General features: G+C 60.4%; 15 protein-coding genes and 2 pseudogenes. 11 read left to right on the plus strand and 6 right to left on the minus strand.

All coding sequences use genetic code 11. The features are described 5' to 3' along the window. The first annotated feature begins 527 nt into the window (after nt 1–527). The 3 genes from ACQP0C_RS27610 (at nt 528) to ACQP0C_RS27620 (ending at nt 4,731) form a co-directional block, all read left to right on the plus strand. On the plus strand, nt 528–1,052 hold the full coding sequence (locus ACQP0C_RS27610) for a hypothetical protein (RefSeq protein ID WP_433724543.1): 525 nt from the start codon (nt 528–530) through the stop codon (nt 1,050–1,052). A 68-nt stretch (nt 1,053–1,120) separates the two neighbouring features. Then, complete coding sequence (locus ACQP0C_RS27615) at nt 1,121–1,333, plus strand: hypothetical protein (protein ID WP_433724545.1); 213 nt, start codon at nt 1,121–1,123, stop codon at nt 1,331–1,333. A gap of 788 nt (nt 1,334–2,121) precedes the next feature. Then, nucleotides 2,122–4,731 (plus strand): LuxR C-terminal-related transcriptional regulator, encoded by a 2,610-nt coding sequence (locus tag ACQP0C_RS27620; protein ID WP_433724547.1) that lies wholly within the window; start codon nt 2,122–2,124, stop codon nt 4,729–4,731. A gap of 549 nt (nt 4,732–5,280) precedes the next feature. On the opposite strand, the gene ACQP0C_RS27625 is transcribed toward ACQP0C_RS27620, so the two are convergent. Continuing rightward, entirely contained in the window at nt 5,281–5,418 is a 138-nt protein-coding gene (locus ACQP0C_RS27625; RefSeq protein ID WP_433724549.1) for a hypothetical protein, read from the minus strand. A gap of 376 nt (nt 5,419–5,794) precedes the next feature. On the opposite strand from ACQP0C_RS27625, the gene ACQP0C_RS27630 reads away from it, so the two are divergent. Further along, entirely contained in the window at nt 5,795–6,613 is an 819-nt protein-coding gene (locus ACQP0C_RS27630; RefSeq protein WP_433724551.1) for a hypothetical protein, read from the plus strand. 399 nt (nt 6,614–7,012) lie between these two features. Here the strand turns inward: ACQP0C_RS27630 and ACQP0C_RS27635 are convergent, their stop codons facing one another. After that, entirely contained in the window at nt 7,013–7,189 is a 177-nt protein-coding gene (locus ACQP0C_RS27635; protein WP_433724553.1) for a hypothetical protein, read from the minus strand. 781 nt (nt 7,190–7,970) lie between these two features. On the opposite strand from ACQP0C_RS27635, the gene ACQP0C_RS27640 reads away from it, so the two are divergent. Together ACQP0C_RS27640 and ACQP0C_RS27645 are read left to right on the plus strand one after the other, a co-directional pair. Continuing rightward, nucleotides 7,971–9,776, plus strand: a complete 1,806-nt coding sequence (locus tag ACQP0C_RS27640) for an IS481 family transposase (RefSeq protein WP_433734673.1) — start codon at nt 7,971–7,973, stop codon at nt 9,774–9,776. 113 nt (nt 9,777–9,889) lie between these two features. Continuing rightward, nucleotides 9,890–11,110, plus strand: coding sequence for a GTP pyrophosphokinase (locus ACQP0C_RS27645; protein ID WP_433724555.1), 1,221 nt, complete (start codon nt 9,890–9,892; stop codon nt 11,108–11,110). A gap of 982 nt (nt 11,111–12,092) precedes the next feature. On the opposite strand, the gene ACQP0C_RS27650 is transcribed toward ACQP0C_RS27645, so the two are convergent. Further along, a complete protein-coding gene (locus tag ACQP0C_RS27650; protein WP_433724557.1) occupies nt 12,093–12,635 on the minus strand; it encodes an HNH endonuclease in 543 nt (180 codons plus the stop codon). Nucleotides 12,636–13,175: 540 nt separating this feature from the next. On the opposite strand from ACQP0C_RS27650, the gene ACQP0C_RS27655 reads away from it, so the two are divergent. From ACQP0C_RS27655 to ACQP0C_RS27665, 3 genes and pseudogenes are all read left to right on the plus strand, one after another. Further along, nucleotides 13,176–13,466: an alpha/beta fold hydrolase gene (locus tag ACQP0C_RS27655; RefSeq protein WP_433724559.1), complete on the plus strand. Its 291-nt coding sequence runs from the start codon at nt 13,176–13,178 to the stop codon at nt 13,464–13,466. A gap of 578 nt (nt 13,467–14,044) precedes the next feature. Next, a pseudogene (locus tag ACQP0C_RS27660) lies at nt 14,045–14,309 on the plus strand (thiamine-binding protein). A 139-nt stretch (nt 14,310–14,448) separates the two neighbouring features. Next, a complete protein-coding gene (locus ACQP0C_RS27665; RefSeq protein ID WP_433724561.1) occupies nt 14,449–14,985 on the plus strand; it encodes an N-acetyltransferase family protein in 537 nt (178 codons plus the stop codon). Between the two features lie 14 nt (nt 14,986–14,999). Here ACQP0C_RS27665 and ACQP0C_RS27670 read toward each other — a convergent pair whose 3' ends face one another. After that, complete coding sequence (locus ACQP0C_RS27670) at nt 15,000–15,509, minus strand: hypothetical protein (protein ID WP_433724563.1); 510 nt, start codon at nt 15,507–15,509, stop codon at nt 15,000–15,002. A 336-nt stretch (nt 15,510–15,845) separates the two neighbouring features. On the opposite strand from ACQP0C_RS27670, the gene ACQP0C_RS27675 reads away from it, so the two are divergent. After that, nucleotides 15,846–16,325, plus strand: coding sequence for a DUF4760 domain-containing protein (locus ACQP0C_RS27675; protein ID WP_433724565.1), 480 nt, complete (start codon nt 15,846–15,848; stop codon nt 16,323–16,325). A 93-nt stretch (nt 16,326–16,418) separates the two neighbouring features. On the opposite strand, the gene ACQP0C_RS27680 is transcribed toward ACQP0C_RS27675, so the two are convergent. Both ACQP0C_RS27680 and ACQP0C_RS27685 read right to left on the minus strand, forming a co-directional pair. Then, a complete protein-coding gene (locus ACQP0C_RS27680) occupies nt 16,419–16,892 on the minus strand; it encodes a DUF4760 domain-containing protein (protein WP_433734674.1) in 474 nt (157 codons plus the stop codon). Nucleotides 16,893–17,776: 884 nt separating this feature from the next. Further along, complete coding sequence (locus ACQP0C_RS27685) at nt 17,777–18,877, minus strand: DUF4365 domain-containing protein (RefSeq protein ID WP_433724567.1); 1,101 nt, start codon at nt 18,875–18,877, stop codon at nt 17,777–17,779. A 535-nt stretch (nt 18,878–19,412) separates the two neighbouring features. Here ACQP0C_RS27685 and ACQP0C_RS27690 point away from each other — a divergent pair. Beyond that, nucleotides 19,413–19,520 (plus strand): annotated as a pseudogene (locus ACQP0C_RS27690) (SRPBCC family protein); the annotation flags it as partial. Between the last annotated feature and the right edge of the window lie 155 nt (nt 19,521–19,675).

Here is a 19,675-nt window from a genome sequence, read left to right on the forward strand (position 1 = left end):
CGTTCGGCCTTCGGGCCGGGCGGGGTCACAATTCGCCGCGACGAAACTCCGCCCACCGACGGCAGTGCGAACGATGGTCCAACGCAGCCGTCTTCGGGATATTCCGCGCGGGAGAGGGTGAATCGTCGCGGTTCGACTGTGGTGTCCGCTGGAGACTTCGTCGTGTGTGCCAGATGAGCGGACGCTGGTGGTGGCGGCCCGCTACAACGGAACGGGTGAGTATTCGCCGGTCCCGCTATCGCGATGGAACCGAGTCGTGTGCCGTCCGTCTGTGAATTAGTTCGTGATTCCGGTTTCCTGAATAGCTACAAACCTCGGCACAAGATCTGCGACTCAGGCTGAGACTGCCCGATTGTTCGCAGAGTATCGCCACGATCTCTGCCGCTACTACTTGTCAGGACTTCGAGGCGCGTCTTGCGCGCGTCCATAGGTAGATAGGTCGACAGACTCGCTACAAACAGATTCGAAGCCTCCTGATGTGTGGCGCCCCCCTAGAGCTTCAAGCTGTAGAGGCAAGGAGGTGTGCGATGTATCTGAACGGATATGCGTCCGGGCCACCGGTCTGGACGGTGCCGTTATTGGAGCCCGATCAGTTGCTTCAGGCGGTCTCGGGTCGCCTGGAGAGCGGCCTTGCTCTTGTCGGCTGGGCACGAGAGCTCGGCGATTTGCATGCCGAACTGATATCGCACCAGGTTGACCCGGTATCGAGGCAAAAGATCTGCGATTGCGAGAAAGTGCGAGCGGAGATCGATCGAGTTGTGGGCGAGATAGATGCGTGGGCAACGGGCAATATGCCGCGGATGATAGGGGCGCGTATGCACACACACTCGCTGGGCGATGTCATAAGCCGCTTTGCCATGGCCTTCGCTGATGCATGGTGGACGGTCTTGCATTCATCGGATGCTGAACTGCGACATCAGGCGTGGTTGCATCTGAGTCAGGCGCGTGAGGGGTATGCAGAAATGGCGATAGAAATGCGAGCACGGCGCCTCCAGTTTCCTTCGGGGATGAGCGGAATCAGGGAACGTCGAGTCCAACGGCATGTCGATTGAGTGCGTGTTCCGGGAGGGTCGAGGATGTACACAAAGAAGCGAAAAAGTATCGGGAAACGAGGATGGAAATGGACTCGAAGGTCGAAGGTGAGCTGAACGCCGATTTTCAGCGCTGGATCGAACTGGTGGATCGTGCTGCGCATGCCGAAAATGAAGTCGAAAGAGAGAAACCCGCATTGCGAGTGGCGGAGCTGGACGAGAAGTGGACGTCTGCTGCTGCCGAAAACTGGCACGAAATGCGCGAAAACTGGTACGAAACGTGCAAGTCGAAGGTGCAATAGAGTCGCAAACCGGAGGCTTGTTCAACGAAGACAAGCTGGTGCTGTTGATGTTTGCGCCTAAATTAGGCCCGCGCGGAAACCGAATCTCTTTCGTCCGTCTCGAGGTGAGGGTGTTCTCCACCTTCGCTGGCCGGCAACGGCGCCGGAGCAGTTCACAACGACGTGGACCTCGACACGGGAAGAGTCGGCGCCCATTCGGCGAGAGTAAATCGACTGCCTGATAGAGGGCGGAATCAAGAGGTGATATGAACCTAGTATATTGTTTCCGATGTGGGCGGGTATTGTTTTCGGCGATAGATCGCCATCGTCGCCTGCACATGCTCTGCGCCAGGTTGAAGGAAAAGTCGTACGCACGAATGACCTCGGCAGATTGGAAAGCTGTGTCCGGTTGGCTCAATCCGCGCCGGAGCTCCCCCACGGGGCAAATGGGAGCGGAATAGGCCCACCACGATCGATGCGCCCGCTCCAAAATAAGCGGATACCGCAAACGGTCGGTACGGCCCAGTGCCGCATCGGCCACAGTGAGGGCCCGGCACGCAGGCATGCGGGAGTCGGCCAGCTTCGCCGCGGCGTTCCGTCTGAGCCGGACCTCACCAATCGCGACCCCGAATATGGCGCCACTCACCTGTAGCCAGGGCGCCATTGAGGAGTCTGACATCCAGCAACTACGAAACGAGGGTCTCGGCCGGGCCGCATGTAGCCTAGGCGTTTGCGCAGTTCCGGGCTCTCGGGATTTCGCCGGAGCATTTGTCGGCGAATGGCGGATAGGGCGGCTAAGCTTTAGCAGTATGTCGGCGCAGCGCCGGGCGCGGACGGGGGATTTACCTGCGGCAACGGATCGTTTCGTTGGCCGGGATCCGGAGTTGGACCGGGTTATCGAGTTGCTGCTGTCCTCAACGCGGCTGATCACCTTGATCGGCCCCGGGGGTATCGGAAAAACACGACTCGCCACCGAGGCCATCCGCCGATTCCGCAAGACGCGGCGGACACCGGTCTACTGGGTGCGGCTGGCACGGCTGATCAAGGGCTCCGACGCGGCCGCTGTCGAGGAAGAAGCTGCCAACGCGGTGGTCGATACCGACTTCTCGGGACGGTCCGGGTGGGAAGCCCTGGTCGACAGGTTGACCGTGACCGACGAGATGGGGCGAATTCTGCAATCGGTGCTGGTGATGGACAACTGTGAGCATGTGCTCGAAGGCGCTGGTCAGGTGATCGCGGAGTTACTGGAGGCGGTACCGGGGTTGACCATCCTCGCGACCAGCCGGGAAGCAGTGGGGTGGGTAGACGAGCATGTGGAGGCGGTTCCCGCGCTGTCACAGCAGCAGGCTTTGGCCTTGTTCCGTCAACGCGCAGCATTCACCGGTCGACCTGTAGTCGACAGCGACGACGTCGCCAAGGCAACCCTGATTTGCCGTCATATGCACAACCATCCGCTGTATATCCGGTTGGCGGCGGCGCGGTTGTCACGGCAGCCACTGGCGATGATCATCCAAGAACTCAGTGGCGAGGTCACCGACAAACGACTGCGATGGCAAGGGCCCCGGGTCGGCGCAGAGCCGCGGCATCGCGGAGTCGGTGATGCCATCGCCTGGTCCTATAACCTGTGCCTGGATCAAGAACAATTGCTTCTCGACCGGATGTCGGTCTTCGCTGCCGGGTACGACACCAACCCCGACGACGACTCTGTTGCGGATGTCGGCGTCGACTTAGAAGCTATCGAGGCCGTCTGCGCGGACGCCCCCTCACACGAGGAGGATCTGGCAAGCGGTAGAAGCTCGTCGGCAAGGCTGCCGACCGAGGATGTCGAAGGTGTGCTCGAGCGCTTGGTCGACCAGTCACTGGTGACCATCCACATCACGCCGACCACGGTGCGGTACTCCCTGTTGGAAAGTGTTCGAGTGTTCGCCGGGCAACGTCTGCACGAACATTCGACCCGCGAGGTGGACGAATCCAAAAGGTTTGCCCGGCGTCATCGCCGATACTATCGGGAGAGAATCGTTGCGGCGCAGCTCGATCGGTCCAGCCCCGCCGGGCAAGGACTGTTGGACTGGGTTCGCGCATCATGGGACAACCTTGTCAGGGCGATCGAGACAAGCCTGACCTCCGGCGAGCCGACGGTCGGCTTGGAAATTTCCTCGAGCCTGATTTTCATGCCGATAGTCAAAGGCTCATTTCGAGAAATGCGCCGCTGGACCGAACGCACACTCCAGGCGACCCGCGCGCTGACCCCACAACCCACCGACCTGCAGATCAAAGCCATGGCCATGCTCGGGTGGCAGGACCTGCTAAGAGGCAAGAACAACGACGCCGCACACATCCTCGAAGAATGCGTCACCGCTTCGATCCCCGACCCGCAAATCCGACACGACTGGCGGGAGACTCCGGAAGTCGACCACGGTCTGCCCGCTCCGGTCGAATTCCTATGGGCCGCGGAACTATCGATTGCCCGCCGAGACCGGAGAGCGCTCACGGCGTTCGCCCGCGCCCGCGAAAAGTTCCATGTCCTAGGCGACCACGGCGGTGAGGACAGGAGCTCGGATGTAGAGGCGTGGGCTGCAGGGTTCGTAGGATCGGCGGAGCAGGCTCTGCGGATCACCCGACGCCACCTCGATGGCGCTACCGCGTCCGGCGCCAAGTGGGCACAGGCTTGGGCAGAGATGGCGCGAGCAATCACGTTGACCAAGCACGGTAATCCGATCGAGGCGTTGGCCCTCGGGCGCAGCGCATTGTTGTACCACCTTCAGGCACACGACCACTGGGGTGGATTGTGGACGGTGCATATACGAATGTGGTCGTTGGCGCAAATAGTCAGCGCTACGAATACGGCCGCAAGCACCGACCGTACTGAGCTCGGTGCATTGGCCACCGAAATCGCCCAACTCGCCGGCGGGGCCGCGACGTTGCGAGCGGCGCTGGGGTTCGATAAGGGCGATCTGGGGCCCTATGCCGATGAAACTAGCAAGGCGATCGATGTTGCCCGCGGGGTGCTCGGGCGCGATAAATTCGCCACCGCGCAGCGGCAGGGCTCCCTCCTGCGTTCGGAACTGAGTGAGGTGCAGCGGCTGGCATTGGGCACGCTGTCCGTGGACAGACTTCCAATGAATCATCCCGCCAGGCGGGACAGTCTCTCACACTGGCACGAGCTGTCGGCCGCCGAGCAGCAGGTGGCGACATTAGCGGCGGCGGGGTGGACGAACTCCGCGATTGCTACTCGCAGAGGGAATTCTTGCAAAACCATCGACGCACAGATGGCGGCGATCTTCCGAAAATTGGCGATCACGTCGCGAGGCGACATCATCAAACTTGTTCCCGAAGACCAGACCGATCGGGTCCGGGCCGAAGCAGCGAAGCAGCGACTCGCGACCGGCGAGAAACGGCCTCGACCACGGCTGCGGTGAAGATGCGGCTGAGGGCGCGTCGTTCAAGCTGGCAGCATGCCCAACCTGAACCCAGACGACATCCCACCGAAGACAACGACCTCGAGGTCGTTGTCTTCGAAGTCAGATACGCCGACAACATCGAAACCGAACGACTCCGACACCAACAAGCCCAGGTCCTCCACGACCTCCTGCTCTACCAACAACACAACGCACCACCTAACTCCCCCAACACCCTGGCGGCGACCAAGCCACGCCGCCGGGGGCCCACCGAAACGACCACGCAACCGATCAGAGCCGAAAAATCAGCTTCGACGATCAGCTGGCCACCCAGAACATGCTGGTCGGCACGGCGCCCATCTGCATGGAACACCGCCGAGGGCGCGAACCTGCGGCGGACGCTCATACACGTGGCACCCTCCTCAGCGTGGTGGTCGAATGCGTCCCGACATCGTTCACCCACCCGACGGTGCGGCTGATCGCACCTGGGCCGTGCAGTCGAGTGCCCCGATCCGGAGGTAAACCCTTGGCCCACACAGAAGTCGAGCACTCCCAGCCCGAACACCCGGGTTAACCATCGTTTGCGGTGCCGTGGTCGGATTGGTAGGCGAGCAGGATTCCGTCGTAGCCGCAGCGGACCCCGAGTCGGGTGCCGGGGAGCCAGTCGAATGCGTCGAGGACTGCTCGGTCGTGGATACCTCTAGGCAAGCTGGAGGGTTTCAAAACGCCGAACAGAGGCGGAAAAACCGCCTCTGACTTGGTCGGGCTGACAGGATTTGAACCTGCGACCACCTGACCCCCAGGTCGGACCGAGGCGCGAAAGTGCAGGTGAGGGCACAACTTTCGCCGTTCTACCGCGTTTCAAAGGTGCTGGTCGGCGAAGAGCGTTCACGACGTGCGGTCCCGTTCTGGTCCCGCTTTCTACCTCGAAGAACGCGGCGGGACTCATCCGTTCGCGCTCGCTTTCAAGTCCGTTCCTGCCCGCCGACGTCTTGCAATTTAGTCGCGGCGTACTCGGCTCCTCGATAGAGTCTCAAGACGTTGGGGGGCCTGCTGCCTCCGATCCCAACGTTGGTGAGGTGTGATGGCGGAATCCGGAGCGTTGCCAGATAAGGTCGCCAGCTGGCTGGAACAGCAGGGCTATCCACTGGAGATGCGGACCGCTCGTGCACTCCGAGAACGACGGGTCCCGGTGACGGTAAGTCACTACTACACGGACATCGACACTGGCCAGCAACGTGAAACAGACCTATACGCCCGGGTTACACGCGAACTTCGCCACTCTGACGAACTGGGCAACATGGTCGATGCGGCTGATGAGGTCTGTGTGGTGATCGAGTGCAAGTCGGCCCGCGCCAAGCCGTGGGTGTTGTTTTCGGACGACAAGCCCTTAGACGCAGAGGTCGCCAGCCTGCATGCTCGGCGATCTCTGCACATCACCACCCCAGACAACCGCTGGCTACAGCAGATGACAGGCTTTTCCCGATCTTATCGGCCAATTTCACTTCTGGACGGATTCGAACCAGTGGGGTACTCGCTGGTTCGAGCTCTCGGCCACGGGAATGACGATGCTGCGTACGGTGCAATGATGTCGGTTGCCAAAGCTGCTGCGGGGGTTTCAGAACAGCTTCGAGCCCGCTCTTCGCGGGGGCGTATGATACGTCGCGCCATCGTTTTTCCCGTTCTTCTGGTCGATGCTCCGTTCCTCCATTGCAAGCTGGACGCTTCTGGAGAAATTCAGCTCCTTCTGATCGATTACGGGACTGTAGCCTGGAATTACCAACTGGGGCCCAGATTTCCGAAGCAAACCCTCATTACAGTGATGAATCCCAGTGCCCTGCCTCGTCTGGTCGATGACATGAGAGCAACGCTTGGCTTCCTAGAGGACAACCGCGACGTCTAGCGCCACCGAGTCCGATACGCCAGCGCGAAGAGACCTCCTAAACCTCCCGCTTCCTCATACTGGCCATCCTGTGCTGAAGGAGGGTTAGTCAAGGGTGGCCGAAGGTCATCGCGTAGCGACGCGAAGCGCCCTTTACTCACCTGGACTGAAGTCGGATCATGGGGCCATGAGGAGGCGGGAACCCAAGCCGGGATGTGGTTCTCTGAGCGTGAGATTCGTTGTCTGTTGCCGCTGCTCGGCTGGGTGGGCCTCGCTACCCCAGTATCGCTGGAAAGGACGGGGACGGTGCCGGGTAGCGGGCTGTCCGGGTCCGGGCGGGGAATCGGCGTCGTTGGCGATTCGCTGCCCAGAGCCGTTGCTGGGTGCCCGGAGGAGGGGGCCGAAGCCCCCCAGGCTGGATCAGAAGCCCCGAGCGTCCATGCGGTCGAGCAGCTCCAGGAACTCATCGGAGTCGAAGTCGTGCTTGTCGGCGCACGCCTGGCAGAAGTGGCCGTGGTCGGTGTCGAGAACGGTGGCCTCGGAGAAGCAGAGGTCGCAGGAGTAGTAGGGGCGGATGCCGATCCAGTTGAGAGCCATGATGGGTGTCCTTTCCAGTGGGGCGATCGATCTGGGCTCGTCCCGTACCGCGCTGTCGGGGTGCGGAAAAGGGTGGGCGAATGCCCCATCACGGAGTGACGCGAAGCGCCCTTTGGAGTGCCCCGGCAGTGTGGTATGCGTTCGGCAGATCGTTCGCCCCACCGGAAAGGACACCTGACGACTCTCGGCCAGATCGGCACCCGGCCCCTACTACGGAGGTGAGTTCGGCTGGCAGACCCGCATTCTCGACGCCGACCACGGCCACTTCTGCTGGTGACCTGACATGCACGACTTCGGCTCCGATGAGTTCCTGGTGGTGACCACAGCCGGTGGACTGGGCAGAGAGCCCGCGGATTCGATCCTGGCTGCGGGAGGTAGGTCGGGGACGGCTCACTGCGTGCCCAGCACGGTCCGGTGATCGAGAAAGCGGCCAGAGTCGAATATTCCGCGTGATGCCACGCCGCCAAAGCGGATGCCAGAACATGCGAACAGGACCCGAATGCGCCCCGGCGGCCGGTGTGCCGCCGACGCGCCGACGCGCCGCGGTGACCGCCGTTCAGGGAACCGCGTTGCGCGTCGCAGCGCGGCGGCGGCGCGCAGCGCCGCCGGGGCGCTCTTGTTCCTATATAGCGAAATTCGGCAACGTCCCGCCCGACTTGTCGTGGTTCGACTGATGCTTGACACACTGGCTTCACCTGACGCTTGACACCGCTGGCTGCGGGTTGGATCGCCCGGACGTGATCGTTCGTGGTGAAGGACCTGGGGCCTGATGCTGGTGGAGTTGAGTGTGGTCGAGCAGCGGTATCACGCCGTGATGGAGGTTCTGGCCGGGATTCCGGTCGTGGAGGTCGCGACCCGTTATCGGGTCTCGCGTCAGTCAGTGCATACCTGGGTCAAACGCTATCGGGAAGGGGGGCTCGCGGGATTGGCCGACCGGTCGCATCGGCCGAAACACAGTCCCAGGCAGGTCGATCCGCAGATCGCAGCGTTGATCTGCGAATTGCGTCGCGCGCACCCGGGCTGGGGGCCACGCAGACTGGTCCACGAGCTGGCGCGCCAAGAAGTCGACCCCATGCCGTCACGGTCGACGGTGTATCGGGTACTGATCCGGGCCGGGCTGCTGGAACCGGTGTCGCGCAAGCGGAAACGCGATACCTACCGGCGCTGGGAACGCCCCGAACCGATGCAGCTGTGGCAGATGGACATCGTCGGCGGGATCTTCCTGTCCGACGGCACCGAACTCAAGATCGTCACCGGCATCGATGACCATTCCCGCTACATCGTGTGCTGCCGGGTCGTGGCACGCGCGACCGGACGAGCGGTCTGCACCGCCTTCGCCCACGCTCTGCAACGCTACGGGATACCGTCAGAAGTGTTGACCGACAACGGAAAACAGTTCACAGGACGCTTCGGCGGGCCACGCGCCGGTGAAGTGATGTTCGACCGGATCTGCCGCGAGAACGGCATCACCCACCGGTTGACCGCACCGCGGACACCGACCACCACCGGCAAAATCGAACGCTTCCACGGCTCGCTACGCCGTGAACTGCTCGACGACCATCCCCCGTTCGACACCCTCGCCCACGCACAAACGGTGATCGATGGCTGGGTCACCGGCTACAACATCGACCGGCCCCACCAAGCCCTGAACATGGCAGCACCGATCGACAGATTCACCACCACCGCACCCGAACACAGCAACGACATCACCGGATTGGCGCTGGTGCTACCCACCGAACTCAATGACAGTGCCAACGATCCGATCAATATCGACGTGACATCGGAACCGGAAGCAGAGATCGCGACCATGCCGCTGAATCTGTTGCTGCGCAAGGAAATCGGACCAGCACCAGCCGCCGCACCGATAACCGTCGAACTCGACAAGACAGTGCCCGCCTCGGGCAACCTGTTCGTCCGAGGCCAGCAAATCTGGCTCGGACCCGACCGAGCCGGAACCCCGATCACACTCCGGATCAACACCACCGTCCTGCGAGTACTCCTCGCCGGTATCCCGATCAAAACGGTGGCCTCCAAACTCACCGCCTCCGACCTACACGCCCTCGTCCACACACAGCACGCCCGCATCCTCGACCACGACGAACAACCCGCCCATCAGACCGCGACCGGAGTCGTCGAAGTCGAACGCACCGTCAGCGCCATCGGCTACGTCGGCCTGGCCAACAAGACCGTCAGCATCGGCTACAACCTGGCCGGACGCCGCGTCACCCTCCGCTTCGACGGCGAAATCCTGGCCGCGCTCGATCCCACCGACCGCACCCTGCTACGCACCCTGGCCAACCCACTGACCACCCGCGGCGCCGCCCTCCTACGCGGAGCCCGACCCGCCGGACCACCACCCACACCACCCACCACAGGACCGGTCACCGTCGAACGCATCGTCTCCAGCAGCGGCGGCATCATGATCGCCCGCCAACGCATCCAAATCGGCCGAAACCACGCCCGCGCAATCGTTTCCGTCACCCTCGACGAACACACCATCACCGTCCACCACGGAACCCACCTACTCACCCACACACCCCGCACCACCACCGATACCGTCACCCGCCACAGAGCAAGCAACCATTAACCTGTCTAGGTCCGACGTCAAGCTTCCGATGAAGCCAAAACGTCAAGCGTCACTTGAAGCCCGACACCCGCCCGACACCCGCCCGACACCCGCCCGACACTCGCGACAACCAGGTGCGCGCCGAACGGGTCGAATCCGTAGCAGTCGGCCTGGAACGTGGTGATGGATGCGCCCGTTGGCAGTACGCTCGATTGGTGCCGGGCGCTAACGAGAATATAGATTTTGAACAGGCGACAGCAGATCTTGATGATTTTGGCGTTTCCCTCATACGATTAATTTCAGAGTTGCTACGCGAAGCGCATTTGCATGTACATAGCCTTGGCTATCGAGTGAAGGGCCGCGACTCTGCAGGGCGGAAGCTCGCTCGTGGCGGTGCAAAATATGCCGGATATTTGGATCTGACCGACTTGCTTGGCATAAGAATCATCACCTACTTCTCGGACGATGTCGACAATGTTGCCGCCGCGCTTGTTCCAGAATTTGATATCGACGAAGAGAATTCTGTGGATAAGCGAGCGGCACTGGGGGTGGACAGTTTCGGATACCTGTCTCTGCATTACATTGCCAGGCTAAATTCGGTTCGAAGTCAGTTAGTCGAGTACCGTCGCTTCAATGGTCGAAAGTTCGAGATTCAGATTCGGTCTATACTGCAACACGCATGGGCAGAAATAGAACATGACCTGGGCTATAAAGCGAATAGAGCATTGCCTGACGAGTTCAGGCGAAAATTTTCTCAACTTGCTGGACACTTAGAGTTGGCAGACAGTCAATTCATCAACATCCGCGATGGGCTCGGCTCATATGCTGAGCACGTGAACACTCAACTGAGGGGGCGTATGCACGACTCCCTGACGATCGACCAGTACACGCTAGCCGCATTTGCGGATGACGCGCTTGTCGTGGCACTGGACCGTAAGATTGCCGATGCCTACCACATAAGCCTCGCACGTGACATCGACTTGAAGTATATCTCAAATCGAGCCCTTACTTTTCCGCCAGTAGGGATATCCGATATTGGTACCCTGAAACGCTTAATGCTGACAAGGTACGATCAGATCGTCGCATTTACTCACGAATGGGCACAGCGTCCAGATCTTATGGTTGATGACCCAGAGGAAATATCGCCGCGCGGCGTCAGCTTCTACTACGCTTTGTTGAGTGTTTTGGGATCTGCAGGCGATCAGATTGGCAATCTAGTTGCCAAGTTGCCAAATCGCTCATCGTGGTCGAGCCGAGAGATTGCGGACGTTCCGGTGACATGGGCAAGAGTGGCATCGCACGTCCGGGAGTTGAGCGCTGATGAGAACGAGCCGACCGAACGCGGCGAAACGTAAGCTACATGGTTGTGCACGTCCATAGAAGACCCGCTTACCTGCGGTTAGACTGAAGCCCCCGGTTGGGTGAGTGCCGCTCGGACCTGCCCGCGAAGGCGTTGCTCGACTTCGTTACGGACGGGGTCGGGCAACTCGGTCCAGACGATCCGATCAGCGGTGTTCTCCGTGTCGATCATCGAACCATCATGGTGGCCATCGCCACGGGGCTCCAATCATTTTCGGAATCGGTAACTTGCAGGTACAGCTCGATGTCGTTGCCTTACCTGCCAAATGTCACCGCCCGTCGGATGGGCACCACAATTCAGATGAGATCGCCGGGTCCCGCGGATGAAAGTGGCGCATTCACGGAACTGACCGCCCGCTTATGGGTGAGCACCTGAATGTCACGCTGCTCGCCGCCAGCGCGGTCAAGATCAACCGGATCGGGTGTTGTCGCCGCGGATACTGACATGAAAGCTTTCCACCGCCGCTGTCACCGAGTGAGCCATCACTGCGGCCTTGGCCGCAGCCGGAAACACCGCGTCCCCACAGCTCAGGGGCCACCAGCGTCGATATCGTCAACAACGGTCCCGGCATCTCCGCTGAAGGCTGGGCTGGATAGAACTGTTCGGGTGTCACCCATTCGGCGACGAGGTCACCACCGACGAACGCCACCGGCTCATCGCCATGGTGGGCCACCCAAGTATGGGCCGCCAGACGGCGAGGGTTAGTTGCCGGATCAGGGACCCCGAACACCATTCCCCGTGACGCATGCGCCCGGCACCTCCGGGTGATCACACCAACCGAACACGGTGTTGTGCGTCGATGAATCACAGGCATCCCAGTCGCGAAGCTGCACCCGAGGCGAAATACCCATACAGCAACAGTATTCCCGGCAGTGACATCCTGCGGCTGGCGCGCATCTGGTGGTCCTGCTCGCTGCGGATAGTTCCGTCGGAAATACGGCTTCGGCTCGACATCCACGCAGCGCAAGAGGTGGGAGTTAGATGATCGAAGCGCCTTTGGCGCGGTTACACGGTCCACACAGCACTTGCAGATTCGCCTCCGAGGTCGCCCCGCCCTTCGAGACCGGAATGACATGGTCGAACTGAAGTTCGACATTGGACCCGCATTTCCGGCATCTACCTTGGTCACGCGTCCACACGAGCAGTTTCAGGTCGTCGGGAATAGCGCCGCGCACAGCGGGGGCAGCCTGGCTCAGAATCGCCGCAGTCGTCTGCGCGCGGTTGATGGTGGCCCGCCGCCGCTGGTCGCGCGTAACGAGCAGTGCCTGTACTTCGTCGACGCTCAGGCCGTCGTTGTCGACGAACCAGCGGTCGGCGAACCGCCAGTACCGACGCTCGCCGATGATGCCGAACCGGACCGGCCGACGATAGGATTCCGCCAACAACGCCGCGAAATCCCTCGCGTGAATCTTGCTGATGGTCTCGTAGGCGGAGCGGCCGACATGGAGGATGACCGGCCCGGTCTTGAAGAACGCCCCGGGGCGATGTTCCATCCTTACGTTCTCTACCCGGCGCAGCATCGGTGCTCCCTTTTCTCAAAGATCGGCGGGTCAGGTGTTCGTGACTGCTTCGATTGTCATGCAGTCCCGAGCGGTTTGGCTGAGCCTGGCCTGGCAGGTCTCAACGATATGATCATGACGCGCAGCATCATTGTTACCTCAGTCGAATCCGAAGGCGCACCACGGAACTGGTGCTTGCCAGCCGAGTATCACGGCAGTCGACCGGTCGGATCGTCGGCAAACGCCGCACGATCGGACCGAACGGGCTCCTCCACGTTGAATAATCGCTCAAAGCGTTGGACAGCCTGGATATTTCAGGTGTATCCGAAAAGTTCGTTCACGAGACACCCTCTGGGACAAGGTATTTGCACAGGTAAAACCTGGAGCGCATGCCACGTACGCGGCAATGTCAAGCATTCGGGGTTTGGTGATGCATCCGATGGAAGTACTCAATGACATGCCGAGCCTTTCAGTCCGGGCCCTCAGGAGCCAACGGATTTGACGAACAGCGTCGGCCACTCCATTAACAGCGGCCCTGCGCCGTGGACGTAGCTGTGGCGAGTGAATCCTTACGACAACGTCGCTGACATAGCCGGCAGCAGCTTACCTCTGTTCGCGCGTCCATGGGGCTTCGATCGGGCCGATATTGGTGTGCCCGTGCGTATTTGGCACAGAGGCGCTGACGGCAACGTTCCGATCGACGACGGACGGCGCCTGGCCGACTCCATCCTGAACAGCGAGATCGTAGTGGTCGAGAGTGCCGGCCATCTGCTGATCGCGCTCAGCTATCTAGGCGGATTCATCACCGAACACGGCTCCGGCTCACCTGCGACAATCTTTGCCCTGAGCTGATCGTGATCGTTGTTCGCCGACGGGCCGAAGACGTCGGCGATGGTGCGGCAGGGCGCTGACATCCCGGCCGAGACGAAACCCGCGTGTATCACGCCAAACTTGGGGAGAGCAGCTCACGATCGGGCGAAAGCGCCCATCGTCAAGGCGATTTCGCGGTCTTATGTCGTTCACGGCCGTGTGGGACTGCCCCGAGTTCGGTTGACTGGCTGCCAAAGCCGGGGCAGTCCCCTTCAACGCAGTCGACCGGTTGCGGGCGGCATTGAGCTTGTCCGACGAACACGCCCGGTCACGCCAACTCAGTTTGGTCCGGCTGGCCGCTTTGCAGCTTCGTCACGGTGACAGCGACGAGGGATTGGCGCTTTGTCTTCAGGCGGTCGAAAATGCGTCCGGTACCTGTTCGGCGCGCGTTCTTGATGGCTTGAAGATGGTGTACCAAAGCGGCCGGTGCAGATCGTGTCGTACACGCCGCGGGCGCGCAGGAACTGCGACGCGGTATCGCCGACCTGCTCCACGCTTCATAGCTACGCAACCCAACCGACAAGGAGCCACCTGTGATCATCGCCTTCTCAGTCACGCCGATGAGCACCGGAGAAAGCGTCGGCGAAGGCGTTGCTGAAGCCGTCCGGGTGATCCGTGCCAGCGGACTGCCGAATGAGACCAACACCTTGTTCACCACCATCGAAGGCGAGACGAGGTCTTGGCAGTGATCAAGCAGGCGATCGACGCTGTCATGGCGGTCGCTCCGCGATGCAGCATCGTGCTCAAGGCGACGTCCGCCCTGGCGTCACAGACGCCATGACCGGCAAAGTGGAGTCAGTTGAACGACACCTGGCTAACCAATGACCGTTTGATACATTCAGCGACCGCTGAGCAATTGAACAACATCTTCGAAGGGCGCCGACACTCGGCACACCGACTACGTCCAGCCTGATCAACACGGCGATCGAGATGCAGAGTCCTCCTCGCATGGGAAGCTTGGCGTATGACGTCACACGAGCTGCAGCATCGCGTAGTGATCCGGCCCAGTACGGGCAGTGACGTCGCGGGGCTTGCAGCACTTAAGGCGGCTGTCGAGACTGCCACCTATTCTGACTATGGGACGGCAGAAGAGCATTCAATCAGCCTCGAAGAATTCTGCTCGCCGAATTACATTCGAAAGTTGCGTGCGAGAGGCCCTGTCTTGGTTGCCGAAGATCAGGTCGGCACCATCATCGGGATGATCGCCGAGCGGTCGCTCGAAAACAGTAGCACCGAGATCTCCGGCATGTACTGTGTCGTCCCCGGCCGAGGTATCGGAACATCGTTGTTGCTCAGTGCAATTGCACAGTTGGGCGACGCGGACACGGTGGAAATCGAAGTGTTTGAACGCAACTCAAAAGGGCGGCAGTACTTCGAACATCTTGGCTTCGAGTATTCCGCGCATCGGCGCATGAGCGAAAGCTATGCCGGACAGGTACTGCTACGAATGTCTGCACCTGTTGAGCGGATTCGTCGGGCGCTGTCTGCCTATCGATCGTAGCGGCAGTCTCACACCTACTGCTGTCTCGCTGACAATGCGTCGAAGAGCTCCGTGAACGATGTCGGCTCGATCGAGCCCAGGAGGACAGCAGGCACGTTGCGACCGCTGCGCCAGAACATATCCCTGATCTCATCGCGCTCCGAAGCCCTACGGTAGCCAAGCGTTTCGGTGACCGTGCAGTGCAACGCCCACAGTGCCTCCATCGACTCATCGCCCGGTGTGCGGTCTCCGAGGCCTCCAGCCAAGAATCTCTTGAGCTGTTCCAAAGCGGGTCCGTCGATCAAGGCGCTGAGCCGGAACGCAGCCTGGTAGAACTGCGCCGCGCTGGTCCGGAGTAGATCCAGATTGACAGGTTCGATCTGACTGCGACGGTTCAACGCCCAGCCGCCGTAAAGATCGAAGAAGGCCGCAGCAATGAGTTCCGCGCGATGACGATCACGTGCATGACGCCGATTGTTCCGGACTTGATACGCAACAGTAATGAGTGAAACTACGATTGCCGCCACCCCGAGTGCAACTGACACCGGACCAGTATGCGCTGAAATGCCTTGGTGCGCAGTGCGAATCGTCTGCCAACTGATTGCGAACTTAGTGACCTAAGGCCCTATCGGTGGACTAGATAACCTCTGGGTAACTCGGATCGCCCTGTGGTGCAACTCGATTCTGCGGAGGTAGCGGGTCCAAGACCACTCGCCGTTGTCACTCCGCTACCTCGCAAGGCCAGCAGGCCAGTCAGCGAAGCGAGGCTCGCAGCGGTCGGATAGCGAGAGTTCGCATGCATGCCTGGCGGGTGCGTAGATGGCAGAGCGGGCTTGCGGGAACCGGTCAGATTTCGGCGCCGCACCTACGATCATTGGACTATGAACGCGCTGCTTGCAATCGTCCCAGCCGTAACGCTTCTGGTAGCGGTCGCTGGGCTGGCTAGGCTCATACGAGAAACCCAGGAAGAGAACCAACGCCAGCGGCAACGCGCAACCGTCAATTACATAACGTCAACAATCCAACGGCAGCATGAGCTGTATAGCGCGATGCACCAAGACACCTCCTTCGCGGCCAAGGCGTCGGTCGTAGCCAGCGCCGAGTTTCACCAGTTGACCTCATATTTTGGCTACCTCGAGTATCTTGCAGCGGCCGTGAATATGAGGATCTTTGATGGCGAGGTGGTAAGCCGCACTATCGGCAGCCGAATCATTCGAGCTTACGAAACCTTCAGGGAGTGGATGGAGACCGAGCGGAGACGACTCAACAACAACACAGTTTATGAAGAGCTGGATATCTTGGTAGCAGACCTGCGTGAAAGGCGAGACCAGAGAAACGCCGTTCAAAAACCAGCCGAGTGAATAGTCGATGACTGGTCATGCACCGGCTTGTGAGACATTGGGGTGCGATCGTGACCCGAACCTTCTTGCAGCTGAGAGCATACGAACCAGTGTTCATGTGTTTGGTGCCGCAGATGTTCTAAGAGTTCGGACGAGGATCGCCTGAGCGGAGGCTTCAGGAAGCTCGCGCGCACGGTTTGCATAGTATTCGAGCAGGCTCAACATATGTTTGTCGCCGTAAGGGTTATTTGCCCGTTCAGCTCTAATGTACGGCTCGGACGCATCCCAGATGGATACTAGTCGCGATCGCACTTGCGCGAGCATTATATCCTCGTCGAGAACTCCGATGGCGATCTGCGTGACGAGCATTTGATAGAAATAGACGATATTGAAGAAAGCTTCACGCGTTTCGGACGGAAGGTCGGAGAAACCCGATGTCACGTCGACGGGCGGCGGAAGCGTCGCAATAAGTCTGTGGTGCTCATGGAACTTCGCAGATCTGAACTCGGCCATGATGTTCGCCATGGTCGGAATATGATTCGCCCTTCGCGACAAACGTTGTTGCCGGATGGCCAAGACTGATGACACGGCGATTGCGGTTATTGATACGATCAGGGCAGCGCTACTCAGGATAATAGTCAAATTAAATTCACATCCTAGTGTGCAGTTCCCCCTCCTGGCAGTACCACAGCCAGGCTCGCGTATGTAGGAGGGATCTTATCTGATCGCCGTGTCACTGACGCGCACGTCGCGGCTTGCCTTGATCGAATTTGACATCGGCAACGACAGGCATACCGACAGAACATAACTGCAGGCTGGCGTCATCACTTCCACGCCTACTGTCTGCTTCCATCCGTGAGCTCGTTGGCCAGCACCCAAACGAACGCCACCCCACTGACCGGTCCCCGATAACGGGATCAAGGTGGTCTCGTCGTCGGGGACCGCTCACCGACACCAGCCTCAGCGATGGCAAGGCGAGATACTGGCCTCCAGAAGGAGTCTGGAGGCCACTTGCCGCTGTGGAGGTGACGGGTGGGCTCTGCCCGTCGGCGTGCCGACGCGACGTAGGAGCGCCTTTGGCGCTTGAGGGGCGCGAGATCACAATGCAGGCCACCACTCATCGGGGCCACTCGACCGTAGGTCGCGCAAATCGGTTGGTGAGCAAAGATGGGACTGCTGCACGGATAGGTGACAACCGAGTTGGCTTGCCCTTCGGGCGGGCTGGAAGGATGTCACTGCGCCCAAGCAGGATCCTCGTGAGTTCCGTGGGGACATCGTCCGTGTCGCTCGCAACCGTGATGCCAAGGTGACCTTGGAGCAGATCGCCGCGGGCCTCCCCCACCCCTGCGGGCCGACGATGCCACCCTGGCCCGATAGATCGAGAATACCGAACCGTTGCTATTTCTGTTGGCTAACAGTGCGATTCAGGTGCGATCAGCGGAGCCGCAACGTCGCATCTCCGGGCAGAGAGGTCAGGCCGAACTGGACGTCTCGACCTGGCCTCCAGACTCACCAGGAGGTTCGACGAGGACTAGATGATCAAGCAACGCCGAGTCGCCGCGATTAAGGAAGGTGTGCAGAAGGTCGTCTGTGTTCAGAACCAGGTCTAGGAACTGCATTGACCCCAGTCTGCCTGCCGCAGCGTCAGTGACCAGCTCAAATGACCTACGGTCGTGATGGCGGTGCCGCATCTCGCAGTACCAAGCGATGACTTCGGCGCCCGCTTCGATGAACCGGTCCCGAAGGCCGAGGCTGTGCGCATGCTCGGGCCATTGGTCGTACAACCGACCGAGACCGGCCAGGCCTGCCCGCGAGTACAGGTCATCGCGCATCACCAAACGGAGGACCTGATCAGCGGTCAGCGCGTACCCGAAGCGGTCAACAATGGCCATAAGGTGCGGCTCAAGCGCCGATGCCTGCCATCTAGCGGCATTCGACCCGAGAGCCGTCAGCGCGTCGATGGCCTTCTCAACGGTCCAAGTCCGCGCCGCCGGATCTACGAGATCCAGCAACGCGAGTGTTCCTTCCAGAAGCTGATTGTTCCGCGAAGCTCTTGCAGCGGTTACGGTTTCCCGCAGCGCCAGCACGGTGGACACCGGATCACTCCCCGTTGCAATCCGGCACCACTGACCATGCAGGCCTGTATCGAGGGTCTGATCCCGGGGCACATGTACCGTGACCTGGTCGGATTGGGTTGCGGCGAGCCGTAATTCGTTGTCCAACAGCCAAGCTTGCAACCACACCCAGCATGCGGTTTCTGCTGCCAGGTCCACAGCGACCAGGATCACCGGCAGCCGAAATTGTGCAACGTAATCGAGGTAGTCGCGATCGAGTTGAACCGCAAGCCGACCATAGCTGGTTCTCCAGCTCTGACTGGCCTTCACCTGCAGTTTTAGCAACTTTCCTGTCAGTTTCTGGCGATCGTCATCGCCCGGGGCGAACTCTGCCTCCAAGTCGACGCCGAAGTCTCGATCCTGAGTGCGACAGACCCACGAGCGATGACTATCGACAATTCCCCGGACAAGGGTCTCGCCTGCATCCCCGGTCCGTTGCTCGCGCCGGCGAGTCGGCACCGCCTTCCCTCCCTACGTCACATATGTTTCAGCATTGCGGCTTGGAATGTATTAGCGACTAACGCCAAAACCTCACCTACAGCTTATCCGAGAACACCGACAGGTTTCTTCCTGTTTACCGCGAATCCCCCATTGTACGAGGCTGTTCAACCAAACTACCTGGCTGCTCGTCGGCGGGCGCAAAGGCATAGATTGGTCCAGCGGCGGGTTGGGTGTTGCCTCCAACACTATCTCGATCCAGCCACTCAGGCGGGTGGCCGAGCAACGCGACCGTCGGCATCCAGATGGTGAAATCCTTAGCTATCTCAGTTAATCGGGTGCGCGAGACGGGTTGATGTGCCGTCGGCGTTATGGAGGAAGTACCGGACAGTTCGGGGCGGACATCAGTCCGTACCCGGCCGTCCGCGCCGGTTTGCCCACCGACCAACAGTTTTCGAGGTGGTGTCTGTCTGCCTGCCGCACGGACACTAAACACCGACAGCGCAGATCGGACCGGCTCCGTCGAGGCTGGGCATGGCGATCGCCTCGATGCTGGATGCTGGACAAGGAACAGAAGATCGTTTTCGTCCGGCTGCGTGAATTCGAATCCGGGATCAAGGCCAACCTCGCCGCGATCAAATCGCCAGCAGAACAGGAGCATTGATGCGTCTCGCGTTCGATTTCCAATGAGGCTAATGTATAGCAAACCAACAGGCATGGTCGCTTCTCCCCACGATCAGCAACTTGCGCCGGTGAAGTCGGCGGGTGTAGTGGGTCACGCCCCTTCGAGAGGCTGGAAGAGTCTAACCATATTGCAAC

This window comes from Nocardia sp. CA-129566, assembly GCF_050956075.1.
GTDB lineage: Bacteria > Actinomycetota > Actinomycetes > Mycobacteriales > Mycobacteriaceae > Nocardia.